General features: G+C 60.9%; 1 pseudogene. It reads left to right on the top strand.

From position 1 onward, the window contains the following. A pseudogene (locus BK660_RS30425) lies at positions 1 to 299 on the top strand (ABC transporter substrate-binding protein); the annotation flags it as partial.

The following is a 299-nucleotide window of genomic DNA, read 5'->3' as shown; positions in this document are numbered from 1 at the left end:
AATCGCCGCGTCGACGCCGTCCATTGATAGCAAACGCGCAGCCATCGCGGATTTTCTCGGACGTCTGAAACAGGCGCGGGCCTGGGTCGACAGCCATACGGACGAATACGCCGATCTGTGGGCGAAGAAAGCCAATCTCGATCAGCAGGTGTCGCGCCACTGGTTGCGTCAGGCGCACATGACGGTCGGGCCGGTGGACACGCAAGCGGCGACGGATCTGCAAAGTACTGCCGACTTCCTGTTCAAAGTGAAAGCGCTGCCGGCTCCGTTGGCCACCGCCGGAATTATCGACACGTCTA

Source organism: Pseudomonas brassicacearum (assembly GCF_003732265.1).
GTDB classification, from domain to species: domain Bacteria; phylum Pseudomonadota; class Gammaproteobacteria; order Pseudomonadales; family Pseudomonadaceae; genus Aquipseudomonas; species Aquipseudomonas brassicacearum_D.
The sequence above is the reverse complement of the archived record's forward strand: the minus strand, read 5'-3'. Positions and strand labels throughout refer to the sequence as shown.